At 69.7% G+C, this 12,776-nt stretch carries 12 protein-coding genes; 7 read left to right on the top strand and 5 right to left on the bottom strand.

What is annotated here, in order from left to right; translation table 11 throughout:
- Position 1: 1 nt before the first annotated feature.
- Together ettA and VD659_RS15840 are read left to right on the top strand one after the other, a co-directional pair.
- Complete coding sequence (gene ettA / locus VD659_RS15845) at positions 2-1,684, top strand: energy-dependent translational throttle protein EttA (protein WP_137836186.1); 1,683 nt, start codon at positions 2-4, stop codon at positions 1,682-1,684.
- 17 nt (positions 1,685-1,701) lie between these two features.
- Positions 1,702-2,184 carry an acyl-CoA thioesterase gene (locus tag VD659_RS15840; RefSeq protein WP_423262017.1) on the top strand — a complete coding sequence of 161 codons (483 nt, stop codon included), beginning with the start codon at positions 1,702-1,704 and terminating at the stop codon, positions 2,182-2,184.
- Positions 2,185-2,292: 108 nt separating this feature from the next.
- On the opposite strand, the gene VD659_RS15835 is transcribed toward VD659_RS15840, so the two are convergent.
- On the bottom strand, positions 2,293-3,165 hold the full coding sequence (locus VD659_RS15835) for an acyl-CoA thioesterase (RefSeq protein ID WP_423262016.1): 873 nt from the start codon (positions 3,163-3,165) through the stop codon (positions 2,293-2,295).
- Between the two features lie 83 nt (positions 3,166-3,248).
- On the opposite strand from VD659_RS15835, the gene VD659_RS15830 reads away from it, so the two are divergent.
- Positions 3,249-3,917 (top strand): hypothetical protein, encoded by a 669-nt coding sequence (locus tag VD659_RS15830; RefSeq protein WP_423262015.1) that lies wholly within the window; start codon positions 3,249-3,251, stop codon positions 3,915-3,917.
- Positions 3,918-3,992: 75 nt separating this feature from the next.
- On the opposite strand, the gene VD659_RS15825 is transcribed toward VD659_RS15830, so the two are convergent.
- The 4 genes from VD659_RS15825 to pepN all read right to left on the bottom strand — a co-directional run bounded on the left by VD659_RS15825 (position 3,993) and on the right by pepN (position 9,835).
- On the bottom strand, positions 3,993-5,657 hold the full coding sequence (locus tag VD659_RS15825; RefSeq protein ID WP_423262014.1) for an FAD-binding dehydrogenase: 1,665 nt from the start codon (positions 5,655-5,657) through the stop codon (positions 3,993-3,995).
- A 49-nt stretch (positions 5,658-5,706) separates the two neighbouring features.
- Positions 5,707-6,108 carry a globin gene (locus VD659_RS15820; protein WP_423262013.1) on the bottom strand — a complete coding sequence of 134 codons (402 nt, stop codon included), beginning with the start codon at positions 6,106-6,108 and terminating at the stop codon, positions 5,707-5,709.
- Positions 6,109-7,092, bottom strand: coding sequence for a mechanosensitive ion channel family protein (locus VD659_RS15815; protein WP_423262012.1), 984 nt, complete (start codon positions 7,090-7,092; stop codon positions 6,109-6,111).
- 190 nt (positions 7,093-7,282) lie between these two features.
- Positions 7,283-9,835 (bottom strand): aminopeptidase N, encoded by a 2,553-nt coding sequence (gene pepN, locus VD659_RS15810; protein WP_423262011.1) that lies wholly within the window; start codon positions 9,833-9,835, stop codon positions 7,283-7,285.
- Positions 9,836-9,905: 70 nt separating this feature from the next.
- On the opposite strand from pepN, the gene VD659_RS15805 reads away from it, so the two are divergent.
- The 4 genes from VD659_RS15805 to VD659_RS15790 are packed head-to-tail and all read left to right on the top strand — an operon-like array spanning position 9,906 to position 12,775.
- Positions 9,906-10,520 carry a DsbA family protein gene (locus tag VD659_RS15805; protein ID WP_423262010.1) on the top strand — a complete coding sequence of 205 codons (615 nt, stop codon included), beginning with the start codon at positions 9,906-9,908 and terminating at the stop codon, positions 10,518-10,520.
- A 26-nt stretch (positions 10,521-10,546) separates the two neighbouring features.
- Complete coding sequence (locus VD659_RS15800; RefSeq protein ID WP_423262009.1) at positions 10,547-11,035, top strand: ribose-5-phosphate isomerase; 489 nt, start codon at positions 10,547-10,549, stop codon at positions 11,033-11,035.
- An 18-nt stretch (positions 11,036-11,053) separates the two neighbouring features.
- Positions 11,054-12,115 carry an Fpg/Nei family DNA glycosylase gene (locus tag VD659_RS15795; protein ID WP_423262008.1) on the top strand — a complete coding sequence of 354 codons (1,062 nt, stop codon included), beginning with the start codon at positions 11,054-11,056 and terminating at the stop codon, positions 12,113-12,115.
- A 12-nt stretch (positions 12,116-12,127) separates the two neighbouring features.
- A complete protein-coding gene (locus VD659_RS15790; RefSeq protein ID WP_423262007.1) occupies positions 12,128-12,775 on the top strand; it encodes an FMN-binding negative transcriptional regulator in 648 nt (215 codons plus the stop codon).
- Position 12,776 lies beyond the last annotated feature (1 nt).

Genomic DNA, 12,776 nt, shown 5'->3' with positions numbered 1-12,776 from the left:
CATGGCCGAATACATTTACTCGATGGTGCGCGCCCGCAAAGCGGTGGGCGACAAGCTGATCCTCGACGACGTCACGATGGCGTTCATCCCGGGCGCGAAAATCGGTGTGGTCGGCCCGAACGGTGCCGGTAAGTCGACGATCCTCAAGATCATGGCCGGCCTGGACACCCCCTCCAACGGCGAGGCCAAGCTCACCCCGGGCTTCACCGTCGGCATCCTGATGCAGGAGCCCGAGCTCGACGAGTCGAAGACCGTCCTCGAGAACGTGCAGGAGGGTGTCGGCGAGATCAAGGGCAAGATCGACCGCTTCAACGAGATCAGCGCACTCATGGCCGAGCCCGACGCCGACTTCGACGCACTCCTGGAGGAGATGGGCACGCTGCAGGAGGCCATCGACGCGGCGGACGCCTGGGACCTCGACTCCCAGCTCGAGCAGGCGATGGATGCACTGCGCACGCCGCCGGGCGACGCCGAGGTGGCGAACCTCTCCGGTGGTGAGAAGCGCCGCGTCGCGCTCTGCAAGCTGCTGCTGCAGAAGCCCGACCTGCTGCTGCTCGACGAGCCCACCAACCACCTCGACGCTGAGAGCGTGCTCTGGCTCGAGCAGCACCTCTCGCAGTACCACGGCGCCGTGCTCGCTGTCACCCACGACCGGTACTTCCTCGACCACGTGGCCGAGTGGATCGCCGAGGTCGATCGCGGTCGCCTCTACCCCTACGAGGGCAACTACTCCACCTACCTCGAGAAGAAGCGCGAGCGCCTCGAGGTGCAGGGCAAGAAGGACGCCAAGCTCTCCAAGCGCCTCTCCGAGGAACTCGACTGGGTGCGCAGCAACGCGAAAGGCCGTCAGGCGAAGTCGAAGGCCCGCCTGGCGCGCTACGAGGAGATGGTCACCGAGGCCGAGCGCACCAAGAAGCTCGACTTCGAAGAGATCGTGATCCCCGTGGGCCCGCGCCTCGGCGCTCAGGTCATCGAGGCGAAGAAGCTGCGCAAGGGCTTCGGCGAGCGTGTGCTGATCGACAACCTCTCCTTCACCCTTCCGCGCAACGGCATCGTCGGCGTCATCGGCCCGAACGGTGTCGGCAAGTCGACGCTGTTCAAGACCGTCGTCGGTCTCGAGCCCCTCGACGGCGGCGAGCTGAAGGTCGGCGAGACGGTCGACATCTCGTACGTCGACCAGACCCGCGGCGGCATCGACCCGAACAAGACCCTGTTCGAGGTGGTCTCCGACGGCCAGGACTACATCCAGGTGGGCAAGACCGAGATCCCGGCGCGCGCCTACGTCTCGACCTTCGGGTTCAAGGGCCCCGACCAGCAGAAGAAGGCCGGGGTGCTCTCCGGTGGTGAGCGCAACCGTCTGAACCTGGCCCTCACCCTCAAGCAGGGCGGCAACCTGCTGCTGCTCGACGAGCCCACCAACGACCTCGACGTCGAGACCCTCGGCTCGCTCGAGAACGCGCTCCTCGAATTCCCCGGCTGCGCCGTGGTCATCACCCACGACCGGTGGTTCCTCGACCGCATCGCCACGCACATCCTGGCTTACGAGGGCACCGAGGAAGACCCGGCCCACTGGTACTGGTTCGAGGGCAACTTCGAGGCCTACGAGGAGAACAAGATCGAGCGTCTCGGCCCGGATGCGGCGAAGCCGCACCGTTCGGCGTACCGCAAGCTGACGCGCGACTGAGCAGAAGCGCGGGTTCCATGCGACTGCACGTTCCGATCCAGCTCCGGTGGAGCGACCTCGACGCCTACGGGCACGTCAACAACGCCTCGATGCTCAAGATCCTCGAAGAGGCGCGCGTCTTCGCCTTCTGGGTCGACGGCGACCTCGCCGACCCCACCCAGGCGGAGTGGACGACCGCGGTGATCGGCGCCGGTCCCGACGCCGACACCAAGAGCGTGATCTCCCGGCAGGAGATCGAGTACGTGCGGTCGATGCCCTACATCCGGCAGCCGATCGACGTCGAACTCTGGATCGGGCACCTCGGCGGCGCGAGCCTCGACGTGTACTACGAGATCAAGACCCCCCTCGGCATCGAGCCGCGGGTCACCTTCGTGAAGGCCTCCACCACGCTCGTGCTCGTCGACGCCGAGACCGAGCGGCCCCGGCGCATCCTGCCGCACGAGCGTGACGCGTGGGAGCCCTACCTCGACGAGCCGCTGAGCTTCCGTCGCCGCGCCTGACGGCTGATCCCGTCGAGCCGCCGGTTCGGGCCCCGTTCGGGCACGGCGGCGGCAGGGATCGACGGATCGATGGATCGACGCCGCGGCGAAGGCGCGGGAGTGCGCAGGCTAGGAGCCCGCGCCCACGCGCAGCATGCCCTCCTGCGCCACCGTGGCGACGAGGCGGCCCTCGGTGTCGAACATGCTGCCGGTGGCGAGCGCCCGCCCGCCGCTCGCGCTCGGCGAGGCCTGGGTGTACAGGATCCACTCATCGGCTCGCGCAGACCGATGCCACCACATCGCGTGGTCGAGGCTTGCCATCTTGAGGTCGGGCCGGGCCCAGGCGACGCCGTGCCGGCGCATCGCCGGCTCCAGGATGGCGTAGTCGCTCGCGTAGGCGAGGGCGGCGCGGTGGATGTTGGGGTCGTCGGGTAGCCGCCCGAGCGCCCGGATCCACACGGCCTGGTGTGCGCGCCGCTCGCCGTCGACCGTGAAGTAGATGGGCGAGGGCACGTGCCGCATGTCGAAGGCGCGCTCGCGCGCCCAGGTCGCGGCGACGGGGTGGTCGATGGTCGACAGCACCTCCACCGCGCTCGGCAGTTCTTCAGGGCCGGGGAGATCGGTGGGCATCTCCGCCTGGTGTTCGAGTCCGGCATCCTCGGTCTGGAACGACAGGATGGCCGAGAGGATCGGCACCCCGTTCTGGTAGGCCTGCGTGCGGCGGGTGGAGAACGAGCGCCCGTCGTGGATGCGGTCGACCGCGAAGGTGATGGGCTGCGCGGCGTCGCCCGGTCGCAGGAAGTACCCGTGCAGCGAGTGCGGCGCCCGGTCGGGCGTGACGGTGCGCACGGCCGCCACGAGTGACTGCGCCAGCACCTGGCCGCCGAAGACGCGCCCGTTCGGCATCCACTGCGAGGGCCCCGTGAAGATGTCTTCGAGCGTGCGCGCACCCGTGTCGACGAGGTCGAGGGTGGCGAGGAATCCGGAGAGGGGGTCGGACATGGTTTCCTCCGGCGAATCGAGATGAGGGGAGCGGCGTGGGCACGAGCCACGTCGGTTCCTGTGAAGTAGTTTAGACAGCAGAGATGGTCCAGTCCTTCAGCCTCATCGATGCCGCGTCGCTCGGCGACCTCAAGGTGTACCTCGGGCGCGCGGCGCGGGTCGACAACGGCTCCGTGCGGCTGATCGGCGGTCTCGGCGTTCTCGCCGCCTACACGGCCGTGCTCACGCCGAAGGGCCTGCTCGACCGCACGCCCACGGTGTTGGGGCTGCGCACCTTCGCGCTCGCGGGCTCGGACGCCTTCGACATGATCGTGTCGATCCGGGCCCTGCTCGACCGTCTCGCCCAGCTCTCGGTGCTCCACAACTCCGTCGCGGGGCCGCTGGAAGTGCCTCTTCCGCCGGCCGAGACCGGCGTCGCCTGGGCGGGCATCAGCCCGCCGCGCGGCGGCTGGCTTCCGGTCGGCTCCTTCGACGCCCGGGTGCTCGAGAACGCGGCGCGCGCCGGCATCGCCGAGGTCGCGGCGGCCGTCGGCGCCGAGACCGGGGAGCAGCTGGTTCACCGCGTGCGCTCCGAGGTCTGGGGGCGGCAGCTGCCGGGTCTCGAGGACTTCGGCACGCGCATCCCGGCCGGCGCCGCCTTCTGCGCCGAGAGCCTCGGCTTCGTGAAGCGCGACGACGAGGTGTCGGTCTACGAGGCGGGGCAATGGGTGCGTCTCACCACCCGCCGCGGCCACGTGCTCGCCCGCCGCTGACGCCGCCGAGACAGCCGAGAGGCCGACACAGACCCGTCGCACCGGCGCCCATGACCCGACCCGGCGCATCCGCTCTCAGACGGAGGCTGCCGCCGAGCGCCCTGCCTGCCGCCCCGAGAACAGGCATCCGCCGAGGAACGTGCCTTCGAGCGCCCGGTAGCCGTGCACCCCGCCGCCCCCGAAGCCGCTCGCCTCGCCCGCCGCGAACAGGCCGGGCACCGGCCCGCCGGAGGGCCCGAGCGCCCGCGCGGCCAGATCGGTCTGGATGCCGCCGAGGCTCTTCCGGGTGAGGATGTGCAGCTTCACCGCGATCAGCGGCCCCGCCTTCGGGTCGAGCAGGCGGTGCGGCTTCGCCACCCGGATGAGCTTGTCGCCGAGGTACCGGCGGGCGCCCCGCAGCGCGGTGATCTGCGCATCCTTCGTGAAGGTGTTCGCGATCTCCCGGTCGCGCGCGAACACCTCACGGGTCACCGTCGCCGCATCGAGCGGCCCGTCGGGCTCGAGGGCCGCCATGCCGTGCAGGAGTTCCGGCAGGGTGTCGGCCACCACGAAATCGACGCCGCGCTCCTTGAACGCCTCGACCGGGCCGGGGGCGCCGGGCCGGATGCGCTGGGCCAGCAGGCGCAGATCCTTGCCCGTGAGATCGGGGTTCTGCTCGCTGCCCGAGAGCGCGAACTCCTTCTCGATGATGGCCTGCGTGAGCACGAACCAGCTGTAGTCGTAGCCGGTCGAGAGGATGTGCTCGAGCGTTCCGAGGGTGTCGAAGCCCGGGAACAACGGCACGGGCAGTCTCGCGCCGGTGGCGTCGAGCCAGAGCGACGACGGCCCCGGCAGGATGCGGATGCCGTGCAGCGGCCACACCGGGTCGTAGTTCGTGATGCCCTCGGTGTAGTGCCACATGCGGTCGGTGTTCACGAGACGGGCGCCGGCCTTCTCGGTGATGCCGAGCATCCGGCCGTCGACGTGCGCGGGCACGCCCGAGAGCATCGTCGCGGGCGGCGCGCCCAGCGAGGCGGGCCACATCTGCCGCACGAGCTCGTGGTTGCCGCCGATGCCGCCGCTGGACACCACGACGGCGCCGGCGGAGAGCTCGAAGGAGCCTTCGACCGTGCGCGAGCTCGACTCGCCGCGGGCCGCCGTGCTCGGCGCGAGCAGGCTGCCGCGAACGCCGGTCACGCGCCCTCCGGCGCCGGTCACCAGCTCGTCGACCCGGTGGCGGTGCAGGATGCGCGCCCGCCCCGCCTTCATCCCCTCCTGCACGCGGGCGACGAACGGCGCGAGAACGCCGGGCCCGGTGCCCCAGGTGATGTGGAAGCGCGGAACCGAGTTGCCGTGCCCGTTCGCGGTGTAGCCGCCGCGTTCGGCCCAGCCGACCACGGGAAAGAAGCGCACTCCGCGCTCGTGCAGCCAGGCCCGCTTCTCGCCGGCGGCGAACTGCAGGTAGGCCTCGGCCCAGGCGCGACCCCACTCGTCTTCGGGGCGGTCGAAGCCCGCGCTGCCGAACCAGTCCTGCCGGGCGAGTTCCAGGGAGTCCTTCACGCGCATCCGGCGCTGCTCGGGGCTGTCGACGAGGAAGATTCCGCCGAACGACCAGAACGCCTGACCGCCGAGGGAGGCGGCGGGCTCCTGCTCGACGATGGTCACCTGCTTGCCGGCGTCGAGCACCTCGCAGGCGGCCACGAGCCCGGCGAGCCCGGCCCCCACGACGATCACATCGGTGGTCTCACCAGCAGCGGGCATCCGGAAACTCCTTCGTCACGGGATGGGCGGGCGGCGCCGGGCGGGCGCCTCACTCCTCGAAAGTATTCACCATCGCATGGGCGGCGCGCTCGAGGTAGTCCCAGAGCACTTCTCTGTCGAGGGGCGACAAGTCGATCGAGTCGACGGCCACCTGCATGTGTGCGAGCCAGCGGTCCCGCGCATCCGGGTTCACCTTGAAGGGGTTGTGGCGCATCCGGAGCCGCGGGTGGCCACGCTGCTCGCTGTAGGTGCCGGGGCCGCCCCAGTACTGCTCGAGGAACATCGTCAGGCGCTCGATGGCGCCGTCCATGTCGTCGGCCGGGTACATCGGCTTCAGCACCGGGTCGGTCTCGACGCCGCGGTAGAACTCGCGCACGAGCTTCACGAAGGTCTCGTGGCCACCGATCTGCTCGTAGAACGGGTTCTCGGGGACCTTGGGCGTGAGCTCCATCTACTTCTCCGGTTTCGGCGCGTGCGGGGTGGTGGCGATCGGCTTGGTGCGCGGCGGGCGAGCGCCCTTCACGCTCGCGGCGCCCTCGAATCCCGAGAGCACGACGGTGTTGAGCGAGGGGAGGGTGACGTCCATCTCGTCGAGGGCGCGCTTCAGGCGGATGCGCAGTTCGCGTGCCACGTCGTCTTTCGCCGAGGTGCGGGTCTTCACCACGAGGCGGATGACGAGGGCCTCGGCCGAGATCGACTCCAGGCCCCAGATCTCGGGCTTCTCGATGATGCGCGAGCGCCACTTGGGCTCCTCGGCCATCGAGACGGCCGTGGCCAGCATCCGGTCCTGCACCTCGTCGATGTCGGCGTCGTAGGGGATGGCGAGGTCGATGATCACGCGCGCCCAGCCCTGTGACATGTTGCCCACGCGCAGGATCTCGCCGTTGCGCACGAACCACAGGGTGCCGTTGACGTCGCGCACCTGCGTGACCCGGATGCCCACGGCCTCCACCACGCCCGTCGCGGGCCCGAGGTCGACGACGTCGCCCACGCCCAGCTGGTCCTCGAACACCATGAACAGGCCGTTCAGCACGTCTTTCACGATGTTCTGCGCGCCGAAACCGAGGCCGGCGCCGAGGGCCGCGGTGAGCAGCGCGAGGGAGCCGAGGATGGAGGGGTCGATCGTGTTCACCACGAGCACGACGCCCACCACGACGATGGTGACGTTGATCACGTTGGTGAGCACGGTGCCGAGGGTGCGGGTGCGCTGCACGATGCGCACGGCGGCGAGCGGCGAGGCCGCCAGGGCCTGCGTGTCGGTGACGTTCTGTTTCTTCTTGACGCCGGAGACCACCTGGTCGACGAGGCGTTTGACGGTGAAGAGCAGGATGCCGCGCAGCACGAAGGCACCGATGACGATGATCAGGATGCCGATGGGCACCCGGTAGTCGTGGAGGAACGAACCGAAGTTCGCCCACATCTCGTTCCAGTCCATATCCGACCAGCCTAGGGCTCGCCTCTGGGCAGAGCCTCAGTGCGTCCCGCCCCTCGACCAGCTCCTCCGAACTCCCGGCCGCCGCCGCCCCCAAAAGCAAGGACTTTCCGTCCGCCACGCCGGGCGGGGCCAGTTCGGCCCCGGCGCGTCGGACGGAAAGTCCTTGTTTTTCGGAGGTGGTGGGGGTGGGTCAGGATGCGTCGCGTGCCTGGGCCGCGAGCGCGCGGTCGACGCCGGCGAGGTTCTCGATGATGAGGCGGCGCAGCGCCGGCACGTCCTGGTTCTCCGGGGCGTCGAGCCACGCCTGGGTGGCGTCGCGCAGCGACTGGTTCGCGAGCGACGACGGGTAGAGCCCGTTGATCACCGAGGCCGCGATCGCGTAGCTGCGGGTGTCCCACAGGGTGCGCAGCGCCGCGAAGTACTTCGGCACCAGCGGCTCGAAGAGCGCCGGGTCGCTGCCGCGCTGGAAGCCGAGGCCGGTGGCGCGCACGATGGCGTTCGGCGCGGCGTCGGTCTCGACGAGCGAGGCGAAGGCGGCCGCCTTGCCCTCGGGCGTCGGGATGGCCGCGGTCGCGTGGGCGGCGGACTGCTGACCGGATGCGGTGTTGTCGCTCGCGAGAGCGGCGTCGATCTCCGCCTGGCCGGCTTTGCCCCCGGCCACGAGCGCGATCAGCAGCTCCCAGCCGAGATCGGTGTCGATGTCGAGGCCGTCGAGCACCACGGTTCCGTCGAGCAGGTGCGCGACGTTCTCGAGCTGCTCCTCGGTGCTCGCGAGGGCGGCGAAGAACTTCACGAACTGGAACTGCTCGTCGGAGGCCGGTGCGGCGTCGAGGGCGAGCCGCCAGAGCGCGGTCGCGGCCGTCTCGACGGTCTCGGTGCGCGCATCCGGAGCGACGTAGGCGCTCGCCGTGAGCACCAGCTGCCCGAGCACGGTGCGGATGGTGGTCGACTCGGTCTCGGTGGCGATGTTGCCCAGCACCAGCCGCACGAAGTCGCGACCGCGGGTCTCGGCGTCGCGGGTGGCGTCCCAGGCGGAGCCCCAGACCAGGGAGCGCGCGAGCGGGCTCTCGATCGAGGCCAGGCGGTCGATGGCCGTGTCGAGCGAGAAACCGTCGAGGCGGATCTTCGCGTAGGCGAGGTCGTCGTCGTTCAGCAGCACGAGCGCCGGACGGGCACGGCCCTTGAGCTCGGGCACCTCGGTGCGGTTGCCGTCGACGTCGAGCTCCACACGGTAGTCGCGCACGAGCTTGCCGTCCTCCACCCCGTAGAAGCCGATCGCGAGGCGGTGCGGGCGGATGGTGGGCCACTCGAGCGGGGCCTCCTGCAGCACGGCGAAGGAGGTGATCTCGTCGTTCTCGTCGTACACGATCTCGGGGCGCAGCGTGTTGACGCCGGCGGTCTCGAGCCAGAGCGAGGTCCACTCGCCGAGATCGCGGCCGCTCGTCTTCTCGAGTTCCACGAGCAGGTCGTTCAGCTCGGTGTTGGCGAACTGGTGCTTGTTCACGTAGGCCGCGACGCCCGCCATGAACTCCTTCTGGCCCACCCAGGCCACCAGCTGCTTGAGCACCGAGGCGCCCTTGGCGTAGGTGATGCCGTCGAAGTTCACCTGCACGTCTTCGAGGTCGTTGATGGTGGCGACGATCGGGTGCGTCGAGGGCAGCTGGTCCTGGCGGTAGGCCCAGCTCTTCTCCATGGCGGCGAAGGTGGTCCAGGCTTCGGTCCACTCGGTGGCCTCCGCGGCGGCGAGCGTCGACATGTACTCGGCGAACGACTCGTTCAGCCACAGGTCGTTCCACCAGCGCATGGTCACGAGGTCGCCGAACCACATGTGGGCGAGCTCGTGCAGGATCGTGATGACCCGGCGCTCACGCACCGCCTCGGTGACTTTCGAGCGGAACACGTAGGTCTCGGTGAACGTCACCGCACCGGCGTTCTCCATGGCTCCGGCGTTGAACTCGGGCACGAAGAGCTGGTCGTACTTCTCGAAGGGGTAGGGGAAGTCGTAGTGCTTCTCGTAGAACTCGAAACCCTGACGGGTCTTCTCGAAGATGTAGTCGGCATCCATGTACTGCGCGAGGGAGGCGCGGCTGAAGACGCCGAGCGGGATGACCCGGCCGTCGGCGCTCGTGAGCTCCGAGCGCTCGACGATGTAGGGCCCGGCCACGAGCGCGGTGATGTAGCTCGAGATGCGCGGGGTGGGCGAGAAGCTCCAGGTGGCGCTCTGCCCGGCGACAGCGGTGACGGGCTCGGGCGTGGGGGAGTTCGACACGACCTCCCAGTAGTCGGGCGCCGTGACGGTGAACGTGAAGGTGGCCTTGAGGTCGGGCTGCTCGAACACGGCGAACATGCGACGCGAGTCGGGCACCTCGAACTGGCTGTAGAGGTAGACCTCGTCGTCGACGGGGTCGACGAAGCGGTGCAGACCCTCGCCCGTGTTGGTGTAGATCATGTCGGCGTCGACGACCAGGGTGTTCTCGGTCTTCAGCCCCGGCAGCTGGATGCGCACGCCGTCGGCCACCTCGGCCGGGTCGAGCGACTCGCCGTTCAGAGTCACCGCGTGCACGGTGCGGGTGATCGCGTCGATGAACGTCGACGCCCCCTCCGTGGCGGTGAACTGCACCGTCGTGGTGCTGCGGAACGTCTCGGGACCCGTGGTGAGGTCGAGCACGACGTCGTAGCTCGTGGTGTTCACGAGTGCGGCGCGCTCCTGGGCTTCGGCGCGGGTGAGGTTTTCTCCTGGCACGGTTTGCTCCTTTTCGATTGCCCGACCAGCCTATGACCACGGCCCTCGCGGCGGGTGCGAGGATGGGGAGATGACCTCAGAGCAGACCCGCGTAGATTTCTGGTTCGACCCCTCCTGCCCCTGGGCCTGGATGACCTCCCGCTGGGTCGACGAGGTGTCGCAGCATCGCGACCTCGACGTGACCTGGCACATCATGAGCCTGGCCGTGCTGAACGAGGACCGCGACGACCTCCCCGAGGCCTACAAGGCGTTCTTCCCGCGCGCGCTCCGCTACACGCGCCTCGTCGCCGCGGCCTCCGAGCTGCACGGCGCCGCCATCGTGAAGCCGCTCTACGACGCGCTCGGCACGCGCATCCACCCGGGCGGAAGCACCGACTCCGACGCCGTGATCGCCGGCGCGCTCGACGAGGTGGGCCTCCCCGCGGAGTTCGCCGCATACGCCGACTCGGACGAGTACGACCCCCAGATGCGCGCCTCGCACTTCGACGGCATCCAGCGCGTGGGCCAGGATGTCGGCACCCCCGTCATCGCGGTCAACGGCGTGGCCTTCTTCGGCCCGGTCATCAGCCCGGCGCCGAAGGGCGAGATGGCGCTGACCCTGTGGGACGGCGTCGTGGCGGCCGCCTCCTACGACGGCTTCTTCGAGCTCAAGCGCTCGCGCACGCGCGACCCGCAGTTCGACTGAGCACCCGGCGCAATAAGCTGGGAGCCATGCGCATCCACCTCGGCACCGACCACGCCGGACTCGATTTCAGTCGCCACATCACCGAGCACCTCACCGCCGCCGGGCACGAGGTGATCGACCACGGGCCCACGAGCTACGACCCCATCGACGACTACCCCTCGTTCTGCATCAACGCCGCCAAGGGCGTCGTGCGCGACCAGGAGGCGGGCGTCGAGGCGCTCGCCGTGGTGTTCGGGGGCTCCGGCAACGGCGAGCAGATCGCCGCGAACAAGGTGCGCGGCGTGCGCGCGGCCCTGGCCTGGAACGAGGCCACCGCCAAGCTCGCTCGCGAGCACAACGACGCCAACGTCGTGGCCATCGGCGCCCGTCAGCACACCGTCGAGGAGGCCGTGCAGCTGATCGACTGGTTCATCGCCGAGCCCTTCTCCTTCGAGGAGCGGCACGTGCGCCGCATCGCTCAGCTCGCCGAGTTCGAGGCCACCGGCGCGATCGCCGGACACCAGGTCGACGACTAGGCCCGGGCCGAGCATCCGATGCCCGAGGGTCATTCCGTCCACCGCATCGCGCGGCAGTTCGCGCACAACTTCGTGGGGCATCCGGTCGCCGTGAGCTCGCCGCAGGGCCGCTTCGCCGAGGGCGCTTCGCTGCTCGACGGCCGAACCATGACGGCGTCCCGGGCGGTCGGCAAGCAGATGTTCCTGGAGTTCGACAGCGAGCTCTGGCTGCGGGTGCACCTCGGCATCTACGGCGCCTGGGACTTCGCGGGCGACATCACGACCGACGCCACCATCCGTTCGGCGGGCGGCCGCATGGGGCAGACGAACCAGCGCGGCACCGAGCTGGGCGAGCAGGCCGAGGGCACGATCGACGAGCTCGCGCTCGCGGCGGCTGCGGATGCTGCGGTGACGGATGCACGCACGCCGGCTCTCGACGACGCCGACGGCGAGGACTCCATCCGCTCCATCGGCGCGCCCCGGCGTGCGCGCCTGCGCATGGCCGAGCAGGAGAAGGCAGGAGAGGTCGACGTCTTCCCGCCCGAGCCCGTGGGCGCCGTGCGCGTTCGACTGCTCACCGAGACGGCCGTCGCCGACCTCCGCGGCCCGACGGCCTGCCAGGTGCTCGACCCGGCCGAGGTCGCAGCGGTGATCGCGAAGCTGGGGCCCGATCCGCTGCTCGACGACAGCGCGGCGGCCGAGCAGCGCTTCGTCGACGCGGTCGCGAAGAAGTCCACCCCGATCGGTCTGCTGCTGATGGACCAATCGGTCGTGAGCGGCATCGGCAACGTCTACCGCGCCGAGATGCTCTTCCGGGCCCGGTTGAACCCGCACACCCCGGGCAAGCTCGTGCCTGAAGACACCGCCCGGGCGCTCTGGCGCGACTGGGCCTACCTGCTCGACCTCGGTGTGCGCACCGGCCAGATGCTCACCATGGACGGCCTCGACGACGAGACCTACGCGGCCGCGATGGCCAACCGCGCCGATCGCCACTGGGTCTACAAGCGTGAGGGTCTGCCCTGCCGCATCTGCGGAACGAACATCGTGCTCGAGGAATTCGGCGGCCGCAAGCTCTACTGGTGCCCGAAAGACCAGGCCTGAGGAGGCGGACGGATGCGTCACACACCGAGCTTCGAGCTGACCGATCCCGAGGAGGTCGCGCGGCTCATCCGTGAGAATCCCTGGGCCACGATCGTCTCCTCCACCTCGAACGGGCTCGTCGCCTCGCACTATCCCGTGCTGATCGACGATTCGGCGCCCGAGGGCACCCTCGCGATCGTCAGTCACGTCGGCCGGCCCGACGAGAAGCTGCACGAGTGGGGTGAGCACGAGGTGCTGGTGGTCATCCAGGGCCCCCACGGCTACATCTCACCCGGCTGGTACGACCCCTCGCCGGCCGTGCCCACCTGGAACTTCGTCACCGCGCACCTCTACGGCGTGCCCGAGCTGCTGGGCCCCGAGGAGAACCTGCGCGTGCTCGAGCAGCTCGTCGACCACTTCGAAGACCGGATGCCCGAGCCCCGGCGCATGCGAGGCACCCTCGAGAACTCGGAGTACGCCGACCGCATCAGCGCCGGGACGGTCGGCTTCCGGCTGCCGGTGACGCGCTTCGTGGCGAAGCTCAAGATGAGTCAGAACCGGCCCGATGAGACGGTCGCGCGCATCGTGTCCGAGCTGGAAGGCGAGGGGCCGTACGCAAGTGCCGACCTCGCCCGCGAGGTGCGGCGGGCGAACCAGGGCGTCTTCGACGGCGAGGTCTGAG

This window comes from Herbiconiux sp. 11R-BC, from assembly GCF_049472555.1.
Lineage (GTDB): Bacteria > Actinomycetota > Actinomycetes > Actinomycetales > Microbacteriaceae > Herbiconiux.
This window is presented reverse-complemented; position numbering and strand designations above follow the sequence as displayed.

Coding starts and splice junctions, on each gene's coding strand:
- ettA (WP_137836186.1), top strand. CDS start 2: ATGGCCGAATACATTTACTCGATGGTGCGCGCCCGCAAAGCGGTGGGC.
- VD659_RS15840 (WP_423262017.1), top strand. CDS start 1,702: ATGCGACTGCACGTTCCGATCCAGCTCCGGTGGAGCGACCTCGACGCC.
- VD659_RS15835 (WP_423262016.1), bottom strand. CDS start 3,165: ATGTCCGACCCCCTCTCCGGATTCCTCGCCACCCTCGACCTCGTCGAC.
- VD659_RS15830 (WP_423262015.1), top strand. CDS start 3,249: ATGGTCCAGTCCTTCAGCCTCATCGATGCCGCGTCGCTCGGCGACCTC.
- VD659_RS15825 (WP_423262014.1), bottom strand. CDS start 5,657: ATGCCCGCTGCTGGTGAGACCACCGATGTGATCGTCGTGGGGGCCGGG.
- VD659_RS15820 (WP_423262013.1), bottom strand. CDS start 6,108: ATGGAGCTCACGCCCAAGGTCCCCGAGAACCCGTTCTACGAGCAGATC.
- VD659_RS15815 (WP_423262012.1), bottom strand. CDS start 7,092: ATGGACTGGAACGAGATGTGGGCGAACTTCGGTTCGTTCCTCCACGAC.
- VD659_RS15805 (WP_423262010.1), top strand. CDS start 9,906: ATGACCTCAGAGCAGACCCGCGTAGATTTCTGGTTCGACCCCTCCTGC.
- VD659_RS15800 (WP_423262009.1), top strand. CDS start 10,547: ATGCGCATCCACCTCGGCACCGACCACGCCGGACTCGATTTCAGTCGC.
- VD659_RS15795 (WP_423262008.1), top strand. CDS start 11,054: ATGCCCGAGGGTCATTCCGTCCACCGCATCGCGCGGCAGTTCGCGCAC.
- VD659_RS15790 (WP_423262007.1), top strand. CDS start 12,128: ATGCGTCACACACCGAGCTTCGAGCTGACCGATCCCGAGGAGGTCGCG.